The 16,691-nt window shown below is 44.3% G+C and carries 13 protein-coding genes; 8 read left to right on the top strand and 5 right to left on the bottom strand.

Going from position 1 to position 16,691, the window contains the following annotated elements:
* Positions 1-138 precede the first annotated feature (138 nt).
* From QZ998_RS00020 to murC, 5 genes are read right to left on the bottom strand one after another with little or no spacing between them, the layout of a single operon-like run.
* Positions 139-1,464 (bottom strand): patatin-like phospholipase family protein, encoded by a 1,326-nt coding sequence (locus QZ998_RS00020; protein ID WP_296556958.1) that lies wholly within the window; start codon positions 1,462-1,464, stop codon positions 139-141.
* A gap of 49 nt (positions 1,465-1,513) precedes the next feature.
* Positions 1,514-2,371: a DUF4190 domain-containing protein gene (locus tag QZ998_RS00025; RefSeq protein ID WP_296556960.1), complete on the bottom strand. Its 858-nt coding sequence runs from the start codon at positions 2,369-2,371 to the stop codon at positions 1,514-1,516.
* A 58-nt stretch (positions 2,372-2,429) separates the two neighbouring features.
* Positions 2,430-3,278, bottom strand: a complete 849-nt coding sequence (locus tag QZ998_RS00030) for a prolipoprotein diacylglyceryl transferase family protein (protein ID WP_296556962.1) — start codon at positions 3,276-3,278, stop codon at positions 2,430-2,432.
* Between the two features lie 21 nt (positions 3,279-3,299).
* A complete protein-coding gene (locus tag QZ998_RS00035) occupies positions 3,300-3,587 on the bottom strand; it encodes a hypothetical protein (protein WP_296556964.1) in 288 nt (95 codons plus the stop codon).
* A gap of 59 nt (positions 3,588-3,646) precedes the next feature.
* Complete coding sequence (gene murC, locus QZ998_RS00040; RefSeq protein ID WP_296556966.1) at positions 3,647-5,065, bottom strand: UDP-N-acetylmuramate--L-alanine ligase; 1,419 nt, start codon at positions 5,063-5,065, stop codon at positions 3,647-3,649.
* 261 nt (positions 5,066-5,326) lie between these two features.
* On the opposite strand from murC, the gene purR reads away from it, so the two are divergent.
* The 8 genes from purR (at position 5,327) to QZ998_RS00080 (ending at position 16,674) form a co-directional block, all read left to right on the top strand.
* Positions 5,327-6,130, top strand: a complete 804-nt coding sequence (gene purR / locus QZ998_RS00045; RefSeq protein ID WP_296556968.1) for a pur operon repressor — start codon at positions 5,327-5,329, stop codon at positions 6,128-6,130.
* A 208-nt stretch (positions 6,131-6,338) separates the two neighbouring features.
* Complete coding sequence (gene spoVG, locus QZ998_RS00050) at positions 6,339-6,662, top strand: septation regulator SpoVG (protein ID WP_026394661.1); 324 nt, start codon at positions 6,339-6,341, stop codon at positions 6,660-6,662.
* A gap of 83 nt (positions 6,663-6,745) precedes the next feature.
* Positions 6,746-8,104: a bifunctional UDP-N-acetylglucosamine diphosphorylase/glucosamine-1-phosphate N-acetyltransferase GlmU gene (gene glmU / locus QZ998_RS00055; protein ID WP_296556974.1), complete on the top strand. Its 1,359-nt coding sequence runs from the start codon at positions 6,746-6,748 to the stop codon at positions 8,102-8,104.
* A gap of 61 nt (positions 8,105-8,165) precedes the next feature.
* Positions 8,166-9,125, top strand: coding sequence for a ribose-phosphate pyrophosphokinase (locus tag QZ998_RS00060; RefSeq protein ID WP_296556977.1), 960 nt, complete (start codon positions 8,166-8,168; stop codon positions 9,123-9,125).
* Between the two features lie 8 nt (positions 9,126-9,133).
* A complete protein-coding gene (gene pth, locus QZ998_RS00065) occupies positions 9,134-9,781 on the top strand; it encodes an aminoacyl-tRNA hydrolase (protein WP_296556979.1) in 648 nt (215 codons plus the stop codon).
* A gap of 103 nt (positions 9,782-9,884) precedes the next feature.
* Positions 9,885-13,331: a transcription-repair coupling factor gene (gene mfd / locus QZ998_RS00070; protein WP_296556981.1), complete on the top strand. Its 3,447-nt coding sequence runs from the start codon at positions 9,885-9,887 to the stop codon at positions 13,329-13,331.
* Between the two features lie 80 nt (positions 13,332-13,411).
* A complete protein-coding gene (locus QZ998_RS00075; protein WP_296556982.1) occupies positions 13,412-14,899 on the top strand; it encodes a SurA N-terminal domain-containing protein in 1,488 nt (495 codons plus the stop codon).
* 140 nt (positions 14,900-15,039) lie between these two features.
* Entirely contained in the window at positions 15,040-16,674 is a 1,635-nt protein-coding gene (locus tag QZ998_RS00080) for a polysaccharide biosynthesis protein (RefSeq protein WP_296556984.1), read from the top strand.
* The last annotated feature ends 17 nt before the right edge of the window (positions 16,675-16,691 follow it).

The raw sequence follows: 16,691 nt of genomic DNA on the forward strand, positions 1-16,691 counted from the left end.
CGAATCAGGTCATAATAATCAGAAAAAATATGCTGTAAAATACTCATGCTTTAATTTTACAACAAATCAAAGATAAAGAAAACCAAAAAACCCCTCAAGATTGAGGGGCAGGGGTGTTGACGTGCCGTAGGCACTTTTTTAGTGGTTGATTATTTCATGAATATAGAAAACGGTAATCATCGAAAGGGCAATATCCGGTGAAAATTTACTTAAGAAAGTCGACATCCGTTCTGGACTGAGATCGCTTCGGATACTCAAAAATACGATATAAAAGGTAATGAAATTATACCACAGAAGGTTGCTAGTGGCGGGGGTTAAAAAACTTCCGATGATTTTAGGATTGTCCAATAGGGTGAGGTTTTCATCTAAAAGCCGGTTTAGCTCTTTAAGGATTGCCTGAATGAAAAAATCAACAGGATAGTTTTCCAGTCGTGGCACACCAACGCTTTTTCCAGTAATTTCCAGCATCGCAAGGCCAAGGGGCTGATTTTTAAAAGCGGTTTTCTGCAACAGACTTTCCAGCGCTTTTACAACATCGCTTTGACTGGCATCGGCCGATAGGCTGAGTAAGGCCAGCATTTTGTGCATTTGTTTTTGGTTTGATAGTGGTTGCCCCAGCTTGTTGATAAATTTTCTAAAAAAGGCACTACTTTTATTGGTGTTCAAATAAAAATATCGGCCTTCCAAACGGCCAAAGACTTTTAAAGCATCCAGATAACCTAATTGGATATTCTGCTCGATTTGCTTGGAATTAAAATCGAGCAGCCCACCAAGATATTCGGAATTATTGACCGTAATGATCTTGGCATCTTTATCCCGTACCGATTTGCGCATCCCGATCACCGGGAATTCCACCGAAATAATCTGGTTGAAATGCTGGTCCAGCATAAAATTGATCGGAACATTATCAAAAAATCCCCCATCGAGATAGGTTTTACCATCGATTTCCTGCTTCTGAAAAATCGGTAGCGCAGCACTGGCCAGTAAATAGTCAATCAACTGGCCTTCTGGAATATCTTCAATCATCAGTTGACGTGGTTTGAGGCTGCTAATATCAACCGTTACCAGTCCGAACCGAATCGTTGAACGTCGGATGCTGTCTTCGCAGATCAACCGGGTCAGATTGTGGCGCAACGGCGAGATATCCAAACCGTCGGAAAAAAGTGCGGCTAGAAAACCGGTTCTGAAAATATCAAAACTCTCTTTTGACCACTTCTCCACATAGGTATTGGTCATTTTTTTATTTAAATCAAGAACCTGGTTAATGGTCAGATTAGACCAGAATTCCATGGCAATTTGATAGTCATCCTGGGCAATCATGGCAGCGTTTAGTGCCCCGACGGAGGTTCCGATTACTGCGCCAAGAGCGTAATCACTTTCTTTAAGCGCCTTCCAGACACCCATTTCAAAGGCTCCTTTAGCACCACCACCACTGAGAACCAGACCGTACTGTTGTTGCGACATTGAATGTTCACCTCTCTGTTATTAAGAAATGCCAGCTAAAGAATCTTTATTAGTAATACATACCGTTCATCAGACCACCTAGCATTCCCATACCACCAACTCCGATACAAGCGATGCAAGCAAAGACCATCAGTACCGTAAAGGCTATCCCGATAATAGAACAAATCAGACCAGCCATGGCCATGCCGGTAGGTAAGCCTTGAAGTTTTTGTTCCTTCATCGCGATCATCCCAAAAATAAGACCCACGGCTCCGGTGACCAGACCGCTGCCAATCAAGGTGATAAAGCTGACGATTGAGAAGATCCCGAGAGTCAGCGCCAGGATTGATTTTGAATCATAGGTTTCGACGATAACCCCTTCCGGATGGCGTTCATCGTAAGCATCGCGATTACGGATAATAAAGACAAAAATAGGACCGAGAAAAGGGAAGATAATGCTGAGAACCAGATATAGTACCCGGTGATCTTTGTCATAAATACTGTAAAGCCAGAACTGGGCGGCATAATAGTAGACGCTTAGTGCCAGCGATAGCAGGATTCCGATAAAGGCACCCAGATAAGGAATGAAGCCGAGAATCACCATGACAGCAGTTAAGGCCAGACCCATCAAGGGAAGAAAGAGTTTGGCATAGGGAATATGCCAGCTGCTGATGGAAACATCATCATTGATCAGTTCACCCATTAGATAGCGGTTGGCTAAGGGAATCCAGGCTAACCAGGGGTTATCGATATTGCGGTTTTTAGCCATGGTATAAAGACCAAGGGAATTAAAAATGTAGCAAATAAGTCCGATGACCAGACTAATTGCTAAGATAATACCAAGAACTGACATAATAACTGGCATAATTGCCCAAAAACTGTCCGGCTGGGAAGAAAAATCTCCCAAATAACCATCATAAAGATCCATAATAATACCTCCTAATAATTTCGGATACAGTGATTATACCCTAAAGCGCTGCAAATATCTAATCTTTCAAGTGTTTTTGATAAAGGGTCTGGGGAACTTTAATGATAAAAAGTAATCCTAATGCAATAATAATCAGGCTGATAAATTGCGAAGTGGAGAGCATTCCAATGTTACCGCGGGGATCCGAACGAAAAAATTCATTGATAAAACGAAAGATTCCTGAAGCGATTAAGTAGCACCCGGTGGTCAAGCCAGGGGTTTGACTTTTATTAAGCACGATCACCAAAACCAGGGTCAGGATAAAAAGAAAGCTTGACTCGGTTAATTGAGCGGGAAACAGGCCCACGCCTGAAGGCGGGTAGGCACCGATTGGATAGTGAACGGCGTAGGGGCCATCGTAGGGAATCCCGTAGCAGCAGCCATTAAAAAAACAGCCGATCCGACCAAAGGCCTGAGCAAGAGCCAGGCAGGGAACCGCAATGTCGAAAAATTTTACCGCATCAAGATGATAAACCTGGGTATAGAGAAATCCCCCCAGGATTCCGCCAATCAGTCCGCCATAAAAAATCGCTCCGCCAGTGGCAAGCCGAATCAAGGCGGTTTCCGGGCTGGCAATCAGATTCGGTAAATCGATCAGAATGTATAGCAATTTAGCTCCTGTGATGCCACCGATGATGCCAAAAAGTCCAAAAAACATCGCATCCATGGTCGTAATATCATATTTTTTAGCGGTTGGAATAGCCAGCAGAAAACCGCATCCGGTGCCAATTAGAAACAGGACGCCAAAGGTTGGAATGGTGCATTGAAAGATACCAATAAGGGGGTACATAAAACTCCTTTCATGGGGAAGGTAGGGATAAAAATAGCTCCACTTGATTCTCAGATAAAAAAAATAGACGATTCTCATCGTCTATTTTTAGCGCATCAATCAAGCGAACATCGCGGCTGTGCCTAATAATCCGACACAGGCCACACAGGCAATCAGAACGAGTGCGCACAGGGCAAGCCCGATGATATTAAGCACCAAACCGGCGGTAGCCATGCTATTTGGCTTAAAGCCTTCCATCTCACCAGCTTTACGGATCTGGATGGCAAAGATTAAACCAATGACCGCACAAATAATACCGATAATGGTAAAATAACTAAACCAGATGCTAACCAAGGATACGATTCCCAATACCAGCGAAGCAATGGCCTTATTATTATACTGTTCCATATAAGCCTCCTAAAGTAAAATTATTTCTCTCCTTAGAATACTCCTGTTGCGAAAAAATGTCAAGAATTATGAATTTCCTTTAACTTATCGACCAGATCAAAGGCAACGTGATTGATCGTTTGGGAACCGGCCACAAGAACCAGATCATTGGGCGATAGGTGGTCAGTCAAATGATTGACAATATCCTCAAAGGCTGAAATGGTGACAGTTGGGATACCATACTTTGCTTCAATCGCTTTTTGCAGATCTTCAGAATAAATATTCCAGTCATTGCCCTCCCGATCGGAATAAATATCGTTGAGAATGACGTAATCGGCTTTGGCAAAGGCGTCGACAAAATCATCAAAGAAAAAGAAGGTTCGGGAATAAGTATGGGGTTGAAAAACGACCCATAGTTTATGGTGTTCATAATTGAGACAGGCATCTACGACCACCTTTAATTCGGTCGGATGATGGGCATAATCCTCGTAAACGTTGATGCCGTTGACCTCACCGCGGAACTCAAAACGGCGTTTGGCGCCGCTGAATTTTGCCATCCCCGTGATCGAGGTTGCCACCGGGATATTGAGGAAGTCGCCACAGATAATCGCCGAGAGCGAATTAAGGACATTATGTTGACCGGGAATAATGAGTTGATAATGGCCATAAAAAGCACCGTTTTTGTAAACATCGAAGCTGGGTTTGCCAACCTTGTCATAGGTAATATTTTCGGGATACCAGTCATTGCTTTTATCCAAACCATAGGTAACCACCGGACAGGCTAAATCAGTGACGACATCGAGCGCATCCGGGGAGTCGCCATAGGCAATCATCAGTCCATCCGCTGGTAGGATTTTGCCAAAATTAGCAAAAGATTCCTTGATCTGTTTTAAGCCACCGGTAAAATAATCGAGATGATCTTCTTCGATATTGGTAATGATGCCAATCGAGTGGGAGGTTGTCAGGAAACTGTCAACATATTCACAGGCCTCAACGACAAAAAACTCTTTTCCGTCAATTACGGCATTGCCACCGAATTCATCGAGCTTGCCGCCAATACTGAGGCTGGGTCGTAGTTCGGCATGTTGGAGCAAGCAGGCAACCATCGAAGAGGTCGTGGTTTTGCCATGGGTGCCGGAAACGGCGATGGTTTTATCAAAGATATGGGAAAAAAGACCCAAAAAATCAGAACGTTCGATTTTGGGAAGATTCAAATCGCTAGCTTTAACCATATCCGGGTTATCCTCATGAATGGCAGCAGAATAAACGACACAATCGGTATCCGCAGGAATGTTTTTATAGTCGTGGCCGATATGAATCGTAATGCCCAGACTTTCCAATTTTTCAGTGTAGGATGAAGCAACCATATCAGAACCTTCAATGATGAAACCCTGAGATAAAGACATCGTCGCAAGACCACTCATGCTGCTTCCGCCAATGCCAATGAAAAATAATTTATTAATCGGTCGGTTAAATTTGTTTTCTAGTTGTGCTTTCAAATAATTAGCTCCTTTGTCGGTAATAAAATCTTAATTATTTCTTAACGATTTAGCTAAAAGTGTTGATTGCCTGGTCAGGCATAGTCATGAAACAATCAGAATACCAATCATAATTGGGAAAAACACTTTGAACCGAATTATAACACAGGTCTTTCCACCGAGTAAAGATTAAAAAAAACTTGCACTTTCATTAAAATATGAATAATATTATAGAGAATGAGAATAATGTTCGGATTTTAAAAAATCGATCATAGGTGAAAAATGAAAAAGAATGAAAGAATCAGTGTTATCACAAAAATTTTGTCAGACCATCCCAACCAGGTTTTTAGCTTCAATTATTTTACCGATTTACTAGAAGCAGGAAAATCAAGTGTCTGTGAAGATGTGGCGATCGTCAAGAATGCTATCGAACTAACCGGTAGCGGTTATATCGAAACTTTTTCCGGGGCATCGGGGGGGGTTGTCTATCATCCCCAGGTTACCAGCGATGAGGAGCTGCTGATCCTCAAAGATATTGCTGATCAGCTCCAGTCTCCGACCCGAAAAATTCAGGGCGGTTTTGTTTATTATAGTGATATCCTCTCGAATCCGCGCTATTCTAAAAATATTGGTCGGATAATTGCTTCAAAATATGGACAAATGGGGATTGAATATGTCATCACCACCGAAACCAAGGGAATCCCTGCGGCGATGGAAACAGCCCACTACCTAAATGTGCCAATGGGCTTGATTCGGCGTTCCAACCGGGTAACTGAGGGGGCGACGACCAGTGTAAATTATATTTCCGGGTCATCCAACAAAATTAATACCATGTATCTGAGCCGGCGCATTGACCTCAAGAACAAAAAAGTGCTGGTGATTGATGATTTTATGAAGGGCGGCGGAACCGCCAAAGGAATGACCAACCTGATGGAAGAGGTGGGCGCTGAAGTAATGGGAATATGTGTTATCTTTGTGACCCGGTCGCCGGCTGAAAAGCTGGTTGAACAGTTTACTCCGCTGATCTGGATGGATGACGAAAATCTGGAAGCTGGATTGCAGGTTTTTCTGCATTCTGAAAGCTGAAAAATTGAAAGAAGCATCGCTCATCAAAACGCACATTTGAACATTAAAGAGACGCTTAAATGAAAGAAAATTTTTGTTTTTTTAAACCCTTTTTGAAAATAATAAGAATCGAAAAAATTTAAGGTTTTTGTTTTAATATAGTTGAATTTGTGTTAGTATATACCTAGAATTAGACATGTGACTTTATTTCAAAGGGGAGGCTTACGAGATGGAAATAACGGACGTAAGAGTACGGAAAACGTATCCAGAGGGAAAAATGAGAGCAATTGTCTCAGTTACTTTCGATGATCAATTTGTTGTTCATGATATTAAGGTAATTGAGGGTCAAAGCGGATTTTTTATTGCGATGCCCAGTCGAAAAACGCCGGATGGTGAATTCAAGGATATTGCACATCCCATTAACATGGGTACCCGTCGCGAGATGCAGGAGAGTGTCCTGCGAGCTTACGAAAAGGCCATAGAAGAGGATAATCAAGTAACCAATGAAGAAGAAGCAGCAGTTGAACTAGAAGTAGATTACGAAGAAGAATAAAAAATTAAAAATTTAAAAGAAAAAGGGGAAGTACTTCCCTTTTTTTGTTGTTGTTAATAATTATTACAGTAGTGGAGATGAAAATGAACCATTCTAAAACCATCATATTGGCAGCCGGGGAAGGAACCCGGATGCGGTCTCACAAACCCAAGGTGCTCCATCAGGTCTGCGGCGAGAATATTCTGGATTATGTGATTGCCGTCAGTCAGGCATCAGGAATTTCAGAGATTGGCGTGATTGTCGGGTTTCAGGCCGAACTGGTCAAAGAAAGCCTGCCACCACAGATCTCTACCTATCTCCAGCAAGAACAGCTGGGTACCGGACATGCCGTTTTGCAGGCACTGCCCTTTTTTGAGGCGCTTGAAGGAAACCTGATCGTGTTAGTTGGCGATGCCCCGCTGATCAGGGCAGAAACCCTGACCGGTCTGATTGCGGCGCACGAAACCGGCGGCTATGCCGCAACGGTTTTAACGGCAGAATTTGATCAGCCGCGCGGCTATGGCCGGATGATCAAAAACAGAAGTGGGGAGTTACTTAAAATTGTTGAAGAGAAGGATGCTGACCCGGCTGAAAAAGAGGTCAAAGAAATCAATTCGGGGATGTATTGCTTTGACGCCCAGGCGCTGATTCTGGCGCTTAAGGAATTAAAAACAGATAATGTCCAGGGCGAGTATTATCTCACCGACGTCATCGAAATCCTGCGGAAAATGGGGAAAACTGCCGGTACCTATGTAACAATCGACCCCGAAGATATCCAAGCCGTCAATTCCCGGGTGCAGCTGGCTGAAGCTGAAACAGTGATGCGAAAACGGATTAATCGAAGGCTGATGGAGGCTGGGGTGACCATCATTGATCCGGCAGCCACCTATGTAGGATCCAGAGTACAGGTTGGACAGGATACGATCCTCTATCCCGGGGTTATCCTGGACGGTGCGACCGAGATTGGGAAAGATTGTGTCATTGGCGCAAATAGTCGGTTAGTGGACACCAAAATTGGGAATAATGTTACTATCCAGAGCTCGACAATTTTAGAGAGCAGCATCGATGATTACACCAACGTTGGACCTTACGCTTATATTCGTCCAGGCAGCCAGATTGGCAAGCATTGTAAAGTTGGCGATTTTGTCGAGATTAAAAATTCCACCATGGCTGATGGCGCAAAAGCTTCACACCTGACCTACATTGGCGATGGCGACGTCGGTGAAAATGTCAACCTGGGTTGCGGCACCGTTTTTGTGAATTACGATGGCAAAAATAAACACCGGACGATCGTCGAAAAGAATGCCTTTGTTGGTTGCAATACCAATCTGATTGCCCCGGTAACGGTTAAAGAAGGTGCCTATATCGCGGCCGGCTCGACCATCACGGACGATGTCCCGGAAGACAGTCTGGCAATTGCCAGAGCCAGACAGGTTAATAAGGTCAATTATTTAAAAAAGTAACACACCAGATGATTAACAAAAAAATAGAAAATAGAGAAGATTAAGAAGAGGTAAAAAACGCATGGATGGAAAGTATAGTGGAATTAAGATTATTGCTGGGAACTCAAATATGCCATTGGCACAGGAAATTGCCGAATATTTAGAAGTCCAGCTCTGTAACGCTGAGGTGGTTTCCTTTAGTGACGGAGAACTTGGCGTCAACGTTTTTGAATCAGTTCGGGGGGCAGATGTTTTTGTGATCCAGTCGACCGGCACCCCGGTAAATGAAAATTTGATGGAATTGCTAATTCTGATCGATTCCATGAAACGTGCTTCGGCAGGACGAATTAATGCCGTGATCCCTTATTATGGCTATGCCAGACAAGATCGCAAGGCGAAATCCCGGGATCCGATCACCGCTAAACTGGTGGCAAACTTGCTAACCACCGCTGGTGCTGACCGGGTTATCACGATGGATCTGCACTCGAACCAGATTCAGGGTTTCTTCGATATTCCCCTCGATCACCTGTCAGGCAGTGCCCTGATCACGGAATATTATAAAGAGAAAAAATTGGAAAATATGGTGGTAGTTTCTCCTGATGTGGGTAGTGTTAAGCGATCAAGAACGCTGGCCAGAAACTTAAACTGTCCCTTTGCGATCGTTGACAAGGAACGTCCCCGCCCGAATGAAACCGCGGTGATGAATGTTATTGGCGATGTTAAAGGGAAAAACTGCATCATGATCGATGATATGATTGATACCGCCGGAACCATTACCTCTGGAGCCAATGCCCTCCTTGATCTTGGTGCCAGTTCTGTATTTGCGGCTTGTAGTCATGGGGTATTTTCCGGTCCGGCAATCCAGCGGATTCAGGATTCCGCGATTGAGGAACTGGTCACGCTCAACACTTTGTGTATTCCCAAAGAAAAACGCATCGAAAAAATAAAAATTCTTTCCACCGGAACCCTTTTCGGCCGGGCTATTGACTATGTTCACTTTGGCCGGTCACTGAGCAAGCTTTTTGTGGGAAGATACGTATAGGAAAGCCGATGCATCTGATTGTCGGATTAGGGAACATCGGTAAAGAATACCATGGAACCCGTCATAATATTGGTTTTGAAACCCTTGATTATCTCAGTGATAAAAAAGGAATCACGATCACTAAAAAAGAACAACACGGAGTAACCGGCGTCTATCGTGAAGATGGACGAAAAATTATGCTGGCCAAGCCGACCACCTATATGAATAATAGTGGACTTTGTGTGGCTGGGCTAATGAATTTCTATAATATCCCGATAGAGAACCTGCTGGTGATCTATGACGATATTGATCTGGCCACCGGCGATGTGCGGATCAGGCAGCGCGGTAGCGCCGGTACCCATAATGGCATGCGCTCGATTATTTCGCATCTGGGAAATCCGGAATTTTCGCGCATTCGGATCGGCATCGGCCGACCCCGGATCGGTTCAGAATTGGTTCACTATGTTTTGGGTCGTTTTCCTAAAAGCGAATTTCCGGCGATCGAAAATGCTGTGATCGAAGCCGCCAAGGGAATTGACATTTTTGTCAAAGACGGTGTTGATCTGGCGATGAACCGCATTAATGTCAGAAAAAAAACGGCAGAAAAGAAACCGCCAGAAAAAAAACTGGCAGACCAAAAGTCTGAAGCAAGAGCAGTGCAAGAAGAATTAAACTAGCATAAAAGACGCGAAAAATCAAAACAAAAGACAAAGATTAAGACGTGTGAAAAGAATACAAACAGGTGCCTGGGTTTAAAACCCGGGCTATCCGTGTTTTAAAATGAAAGAAGAGCTCATGGAATTACTTTATCAAAACCTCTTGAAGGCCGAATCGATCCAAACGATATTGAACAGTTTATCGCCAGGAGAAATCATCAATCTCTCCAATGTCAACAACAGCTTTAAAGAAGTGCTTACCGGACTGATCATCAGACAGCAGCAAAATCGGATTCTATATGTTACAGCAAGCGATTATCAGGCTCAGAAAACAGCTGAAAATCTGGTGAAAATTCTGGGAGATCAGGTACTTTACTTGCCGGCAGAGCCGATTCATGACTATTTTGCCGATGTTCATAGCCAGGAAATCAATCATCAGCGCTTGCTGGTGTTTGAAAAACTATTGTCAACGCAGCGCTTTGTGGTGGTGATGGGAGCAGAAACCCTGTTAAAGAAACAAATGCCCAAAGAAAAATTTCAGGGACTGGGTTTTTCGCTGGCAGTCGAGGATAGCTGGGATCCGATGATTCTGAATAAAGGTCTTTTTGAACTGGGGTATGAAGCCGTTTCTCAGGTCGAGGCCAGAGGCCAATTTGCTCACCGGGGTGGGATCATCGATGTTTTTTCGACTACTGGTGGAGAAGCCTACCGGATTGAATTTTTCGGTGATACCATTGAATCGCTGCGAACCTTTGACCCCCAAACCCAGCTATCAACCGGTTCGGTTGAGCAAGTGTCGATTTTACCTGGTCGGGAAATAATTTTAAATGAAGATGAACGGGCTAATGCGCTAAAAAAAATAATCAAAAGTTATCGCGATAACCCCGGTTATCAAGCGCTGATCGAACGGATCAGCGAAGATCCGGGGAGTCATGATGAGACCCTGTTTTCCTTTATCAAGTCCGAGGGGATGCTGTTGGATTATCTGGGAGATGTTTTGGTTATTTGGGATGAACCGCCCCGGATCAAAGAAGCACAGACTGTTTTTGTCAATAAACTGCACCGTGATTTTTTGACCCTGACGGATGAACAGTTGATGTTTCCTGAAGAAAAAAATAAATTCTACTCATTTTCAAAAATTGAGAAGGCCCTCGAGCACCAGGCCCAGTTAAGGCTCCACCTTTTCACCGCCAGGGGCAAAAAAGGGATGGCCCTCGATTTAGGGGTCAAGGAAAACGATTCCTTCTTAGGTCAGGTTCCCCGCTTTATCGAATTTGTCCAAAAGCAGCTCGAAAAAGATGCCATTATCCATCTGCGGGCTCGTGATGAAGCGGGGCGCGAAAAGCTCAAAAGCATTTTAATCGATGCCGATATTCACCGCTTTAGCAATGAGGCGTCACCAGGGGTTCAGCTGGTCACCGGCGAAATCAGCGGCGGCTTTGAAATGACTGCAGAAAAGCTCATCTGTATGAATCAAAGTGAGATCATCAAAGAAGCACCCCGCGAAAAAAAACGTCGCCGCCAAAAGGGACGCAAGATCGATTCCTTCACGCAATTGAATCAGGGTGACTTTGTCGTCCATGATACCCATGGCATCGGGGTCTACCGGGGCATTGAACAACTAAAAATCGATGAGACCATTAAAGATTTACTGGTTATCGAATACGCCAACGATGCTAGGTTCTATTGTCCGGTGGATCAGATGGATGCGATCCAGGTTTATGTCGGAACCGGTGAGAAAAAACCGAGAATTAACCAGTTGGGTACCAATGACTGGAATAAATCCAAATCCCGGGTCAAAGCCGCCGTTGAAGAAATGGCCGATGAACTGATTGCCCTTTATGCCAAACGGCAAAATTTAAAGGGCTATGCTTTTGGTCCGGATTCCAGCTGGCAGCAGGAATTTGAGGATTCTTTTCCCCATGAGGAAACCAACGATCAGCTCCAGGCCGTCGACGAGATCAAGGAGGATATGGAATCGACCCGACCGATGGATCGGCTGCTCTGTGGCGATGTCGGCTATGGTAAAACCGAGGTTGCCCTGCGAGCCGTCTTTAAAGCGGTGATGGAGGGAAAACAGGTAGCCTTGCTGGTGCCGACCACGATCTTAGCCCAGCAACATTATCAGACCGCCTTAGACCGGTTTAAAAAATATCCGGTCAGCATTGGTCTGCTCAGCCGCTTTCGGTCTAAATCCGACCAGGACAAGACTTTAAAGGAACTGGCCGCCGGCCAGGTGGATCTGATCATCGGCACCCATCGGCTATTATCAAAAGACGTCATTTTTAAAGATCTGGGGCTGTTGGTGGTAGATGAGGAACAACGGTTTGGCGTCGGACATAAGGAACGGATCAAACAACTCAAAGAAAATGTCGATGTTTTAACCCTCAGTGCCACCCCGATTCCCAGAACCTTGCACATGTCGATGATCGGGGTCCGCGATATGAGTGTCATCGATGAGCCGCCGGCCGGTCGTCGGCCGGTACTGACCTACGTCATGGAATATAATGAAGCCATCGTCAAAGATGCGATCGAGCGGGAACTGGCCCGACAGGGTCAGGTCTATTTTGTCCACAACCGAATCCACGATATCTTTGAAGTGTCGCGAAAAATTCAGAAGCTGGTTCCTGAAGCCCGGATTGTGGTCGCCCATGGCCGGATGACCGGTCAGGAGCTGGAAGACATCATGGTCGATTTTTTAGAGCGGGAGTATGATGTCCTGATAACCACCACCATCATTGAATCGGGACTGGATATTAAAAATGCCAATACCCTGATCATCGATAACGGTGATTATATGGGTCTGTCGCAATTGTATCAGCTCCGCGGACGGGTGGGGCGGTCTGATGTTCAAGGCTACACCTATGTGACCCATCGGCCCAAGGTGCTCTCGGAAATTTCCCAGAAGCGCTTAAAGGCCATCAAAGACTTTACTGCCTTTGGTTCGGGCTTCAAAATTGCCCTTCGGGATCTGGAAATCAGAGGCGCTGGGAATATTCTGGGTGCGGCTCAGTCGGGCAATCTGGCCATTATTGGTTATGAACTCTATTGCCGGATTCTCGATCAGGCCATTCATGAGCGGCTGGGTAAAGAAATCGATTTCCCAACCAGCGAGCTGATGATCAATCTCAATGTCAGCAGTTATATTCCCGAAAATTATATTGCCGATGAGGAACTCAAATACGATATCTACAAGAAGTTGTCCTATGTGAAGTCACGGATAGATTATGACGAGCTGGAGGATGAGCTGTTGGATCGCTTTGGGGAAATCCCTGATGGGGTCTATAATCTGATGGCTCTGGCGATGATCAGACATCTGGGCAGATCGCTGGGGATGATCGAAATTCGGGAACGGGGCAACAGTGTGTTACTGACCTTTGACAATACCAGAGAAATTCCAATTCCTGATCCACAACTGATGCAGGCGCTGTATAATACTTATAATATTAAGTTCAATGCCGGAAAAGGCGATCAGATCCGCTGGCGGATTGTTTTAAAACATGAACAGGATCAGGCTTATCTTAAAGCCCTGGGTGAATTTCTGGGACAACTGGTTTCATCGAAGAATTAAGGTAAAGTCCAGTTGTAGTATGTTAAACTGGGCAAGGTTTAATGATATAATAATTTATTAAGAAGAGGAGAACGACAAAAATGAAGAAATCTCGGATCGTGGCGCTAATGCTGACAGGTGTTATCTGTGTCAGTCTTTTTGCTGGAGGTTGCAGTTTGGTTAAGGTAAATCCTGAACAGGATAAGAAGGTGGAAATCGCAGAAATTGATGGAACCCCTTTGTTAAAAGAGAGTTTTAATAACTATATGGCCTATTATCAGATGTATTTTGATGCCAGCGGGATGACCTTCCCAACCGAAACGGAGCTGACTGAGCTGAAAAAAGACATCCTGGATGATCTGGTTCGGGTCGAAACCCTTACTGCTAAAGCAAAAAAAGATGGGGTGACCGTTGATGAAACCGGGATATCAGACAATGCCACCAGCATGTTGGAATCCTTAAAAACAACCCTGGGTGAAGAAAAATATGCTGCGGTTTTAGAAAAGAATAATACCGACTCCGCATCATTTGAAGCATTTTTAAATAAATTTCTGTTGGATTACAGTTATGCCAATACCATGGAAACAAACTACAATAATACCTTAAAAGCTGATCCCAGCAAAGAACTAGATACTGTTGTGGGAACAGTTGGTAAGGATGAGGTTAAGAAAGATGTATACAATTATCGGCTGGCCAATGAGGAGTTATTAACCTATTACCAGACCCAACAGGCATTAAAAAGCGACGATGAAAGCATGAAAGCTACTAATGAAACGATCTTTAATACCATTGCGGAGCAAAAAGCGCTGGCTCAATACGCGGAAGAAAAGAAACTGACAGCTGACCAGACTAATATCGACAGCTATGTGACGACCCAGGAAGCATTTGTCAATTATCTGCTACAGGGTGATGAAGGGCTGCAAGAGTTCCTGGATACAAAGTTTTTAACGATTGCCCAGTTTAAAGAGTTTATGAAACAGGATGCGACCGCATCGGCTATTTCGAAAGCGGTTCAAGCTGATCTGGAAACGACCGTAAAAGTTACCGATGGCGAAATCAAAAAATACTACGATGAAAACAAGGCCTCTTATGATACCAGTACCGTTTCAGCCAAACACATTTTAGCGACTGAACAATCCCTGGCTGATCAAGTTTATGCCGAAGCCAAAAATGCCAAAACAGTGGCAGAGTTCGATGCAATTATGGCAAAATACCAGACCACTGAGGGTATTTCGGAAGCAGCCGATCTGGGTGCCTTCGCCAAGAAAACCATGGTTACTGAGTTTTCAGATGCGGCCTTTGATATGGATGTGAATACCGTCAGTGAACCGGTTAAAACCGATTATGGTTACCATGTGATCTATCTTTATGATAAAAAAGACGGCGAAATACCAAGTTTGGAAGATAAAAAAGAAGAAATTACAACAACTTTAAAAAGCGAAAAAGTCACCGCAGAATTTGACAAGCTTAAAAGCAAACTGATGACTAAATTCAAAGTTAAAATTAACGACATCGTTACCCCGGCTCAAGCATATCTGCAAGAGTTAAAAACCGAACTGAATGTCAAAGTCTACGAAAAAAAAATCTAAAGACAATTTAAACATAATTGCAAAAAGCACTGGTCTTCAGTGCTTTTTGGTTGTGTATCGATAGTTGGTAAGATATAATAAAAAACAATCTGCAAAGAAGCATTAGTCAACTTGCAACAAAGCACAAAAGAGGTTTATCTATGTCAAAGCGAACATCAAATTACTTAAAGGGTGCCAGTATCCTGGTCGCGGCGGGGATCTTTTCCCGGCTGTTGGGCCTCTTTTTTAAGATACCTCTCTACCAGATGGTCGGAAGCTACGGAAATGGTATCTATGGGAATGTCACCAGTATCTACAATTTGCTGCTGATGGTTTCCACGGTTGGCTTTCCGGTGGCGATCTCCAAAATGGTGTCCGAGAGTATTGCCAAAAATGAATATGCAACTGCCCATCGGGTCTTTAAACTGTCGATTCTGATTTTAGGAGTACTGGGCGCCTTATCGAGCCTGTTTTTATTTTTTGGCGCCGAATGGATTATTGAAACAGCCAGTTGGACGGCTGAAAGTTATCCAGCTTTGGTAGCGATTGCCCTGGCACCCCTGTTTATTTCCTTTGTTTCGGCCTTTCGGGGCTTTTTTCAGGGCTTTCAAATCATGACCCCGACCGCTGTTTCACAGATTTTGGAACAGCTTGTTCGGGTTTTTCTAGGCGTTTTGTTATGCTGGGTCTTTGTCGGTCAGTTTGGGATTGGTCTGGGAGTTGGTGGAGCGGTTTTTGGTGCCACTGCCGGCGGTCTGGTGGCGGCTATTTTACTGGCCTACCTATACCGCAGCTTTGTCACCCAAAATAGACGGCTGTTAAAAACAAGAACCCGGAAACCGCAGCGTTCTAACCGGGCGCTACTCAAAAGACTGGTGATTATCTCGATTCCGGTCACCTTGACATCAGCCCTGGTGGCAATGTTTTCGACGGTCGATTCATTTATCTACGTGTCCCGCCTGGGCGTGGCTGGCATCGATGAGATAACCGCTACGATGATGTTTGGCGATTTTACCAATGCTGAGATCCTGATCACAATTCCCTTAATTATCAGCGGCAATCTGGCAGTGGCAATGATTCCGGCGATTTCGGAATCCTTTGCGATGCGCGATCGAAAAGCTATGAATCAAAAGATCGTATTGGCGATTCGGGTTATTCTATTGGTAGCATTTCCCTCCTGTATTGGTTTGTCGGTGCTATCCTACGGCATCTTTGATCTGCTCTTTCCGGGTTCACCCTATGGCGGATTTATTTTATGTACCTTTTCCTACGCGACGATTTTTATGATGCTTTCCAATACCTTTCAGAGCATTCTCCAATCGATCGACCGCTTTCGCATCCCGCTGATCAATTTGGGGGTAGCGATTATCATTCGCTTCATTACCGGTTGGATATTTTTGTCGATTCCATTTTTTAATATCCAGGGGATCGTCATCAGCAGCATGATCACCTTTGTTTATCTGACAATCGCCAATTACGCGTCGGTTAAGCGCTATACCCACATCAAGGTAGATTTTATCCACACTGCATTAAAACCCTTGATTGCGGCCGTCGTGATGGGGATTGCGGTATTCTTTAGCTATAAGTCGATCACTTCATTATTGGGGGGATTTATGGGAATTATCTTAGCAGTAATCATCGGCATCTTGATTTACTCCTTTGTGCTGGTTTTAATTAAAGGAATAACCGAAGCTGAAATAAAGCTACTGCCGGGAAGTCGAACCTTATTAAGCTATTTTCGGCGGCTTGAGCGATTAATCCCCGGCCGCAAAAATCGTCGCAGTAGACATCAGTAATCGATTCAGAAAGGAAA

The sequence above is a fragment of the uncultured Acetobacterium sp. genome (assembly GCF_927416815.1).
Classification (GTDB): domain Bacteria; phylum Bacillota; class Clostridia; order Eubacteriales; family Eubacteriaceae; genus Acetobacterium.